General features: G+C 63.7%; 2 protein-coding genes. Both read right to left on the bottom strand.

Features of this window, described 5'->3' with window-relative positions:
* The coding region (groL, locus tag KBI44_20985) for a chaperonin GroEL (GenBank protein ID MBP9146960.1) at positions 1–1,631 on the bottom strand (1,631 nt) is incomplete at its 3' end.
* Positions 1,632–1,682: 51 nt separating this feature from the next.
* Positions 1,683–2,003 carry a co-chaperone GroES gene (gene groES / locus KBI44_20980; GenBank protein ID MBP9146959.1) on the bottom strand — a complete coding sequence of 107 codons (321 nt, stop codon included), beginning with the start codon at positions 2,001–2,003 and terminating at the stop codon, positions 1,683–1,685.
* Between the last annotated feature and the right edge of the window lie 90 nt (positions 2,004–2,093).

Here is a 2,093-nt window from a genome sequence, read left to right as displayed (position 1 = left end):
CCCATGCCGCCCATGCCGCCGCCGCCACCGGGCATGCCGCCCTTGTCCTTCTCCTTGATCTCGGCCACCATCGCTTCGGTGGTGAGCATCAGGCCGGCGATCGACGCTGCGTTGATGAGCGCCGTCTTGGTCACCTTCGCCGGGTCGATGACGCCGGCCTTGACCATGTCCTCGAACTTGCCGGTGCCGGCGTTGAAGCCGATGTTGCCGGACGACTCGAACAGCTGACGCACGATGACCGAACCCTCTTCGCCCGCGTTCTGGGCGATCTGACGGGCCGGCTCCTCGAGCGCGCGACGGACGATCTTGACGCCGACCGCGACGTCGCCTTCGGCCTTGATCTTGTCGACCGCTGCGATGGCGCGGATGAACGCCACGCCGCCGCCGGCGACGATGCCCTCTTCGACTGCCGCCTTGGTGGCGTGCATGGCATCTTCGACGCGGGCCTTCTTCTCCTTCATCTCGGTCTCGGTGGCTGCGCCGACCTTGATGACGGCGACGCCGCCCACGAGCTTGGCGAGCCGCTCCTGCAGCTTCTCGCGATCGTAGTCGGAGGTCGTCTCCTCGATCTGGGTGCGGATCTGCTTGACCCGGCCGGCGATCGACTCACGACGCTTCTTGTCGTCGATGTCGGTGACGATCGTGGTGTTGTCCTTGTTGATGAGGACCTTCTTGGCCTCGCCCAGGTCTTCCCACTTGACGTTCTCGAGCTTGATGCCGAGATCCTCGGTGATGAGCTTGCCACCGGTGAGGATCGCGATGTCCTCGAGCATGGCCTTGCGACGATCGCCGAAGCCCGGCGCCTTGACGGCTCCGATCTGCAGCGTGCCACGCAGCTTGTTGACCACCAGCGTCGCCAACGCCTCACCTTCGACGTCCTCGGCGATGATGAGAAGGGGCTTGCCCTGGCGGGCGACCTGCTCGAGGATCGGCAGGAGGTCCTTCATCGAGGAGATCTTCTTCTCGTAGAGGAGGATCTTGACGTTCTCGAGGGTGGACTCCATGCGCTCGGCGTCGGTCACGAAGTAGGGCGAGAGGTAGCCGCGGTCGAACTGCATGCCTTCGACGACCTCGAGGTTGGTCTCGAGGCCCTTGGCCTCTTCGACCGTGATGACGCCGTCCTTGCCGACCTTCTCCATCGCCTCGGCGATGATCTTGCCGATCTCCTGGTCGTTGTTCGCCGAGATCGTACCGACGTGGGCGATCTCGGTGCCCTCGACCGGCTTCGCCATCTTGTCGACCGCTTCGATCACGGCCTTGACGGCGAGGTCGATGCCGCGCTTCAACTCCATCGGGTTGGCGCCGGCGGTGACGTTCTTGGCGCCTTCACGGTAGATCGCCTGCGCCAGCACGGTGGCGGTGGTGGTGCCGTCGCCGGCCACGTCGGAGGTCTTCGAGGCGACCTCGCGCACCATCTGCGCGCCCATGTTCTCGAGCGCGTCCGGAAGCTCGATCTCCTTGGCGACGGTGACGCCGTCCTTGGTGATCGTCGGCGAGCCGAACTTCTTCTCGATGACGACGTTCCTGCCCTTCGGGCCGAGGGTGACCTTCACCGCATCGGCCAGCTTGTTGACACCCTTGAGGATCGCGCCGCGCGCTTCCTCAGAGTAGGTAATGTGTTTGGCTGCCATGGCTTCGGTTCTCCTTAGTGAACGTTTTACTGGGAAGCGGGTTCGAGGCGCTTACTTCTTGGCGGACTTTTCGGTCTTCTCGCCGGCTTCGATCACCGCGAGGATCTCGTCTTCGCGCAGGATGACGTACTCCTCGCTGTCGATCTTGATCTCGCTGCCGGAGTACTTGCCGATGAGGATGCGGTCGCCCTTCTTGACGTCCATCGGCGAGCGCTTGCCGTCCTCGTTCACCTTGCCCGGGCCGACGGCGAAAACTTCGGCTTCCTGCGGCTTCTCTTTGGCGGTGTCGGGGATGATGATGCCGCCCCGGATCTGCTCCTGGGCTTCCAGGCGCTTGACCACCACGCGGTCGTGCAGAGGTCGAATGTTCACTGCGGGTTCCTCCTTCGGGTCTGTTATGTTCTGGCGATTCGCCGCTCGAGCACCGATTGGCACTCGTCACCAGCGACTGCTAACAAGATA

This window comes from Thermoanaerobaculia bacterium, assembly GCA_018057705.1.
In the GTDB taxonomy this organism is placed as follows: Bacteria; Acidobacteriota; Thermoanaerobaculia; order Multivoradales; family JAGPDF01; genus JAGPDF01.
Note: the sequence above shows the minus strand (reverse complement) of the source record. Positions and strands in the feature narration are given on the sequence as shown.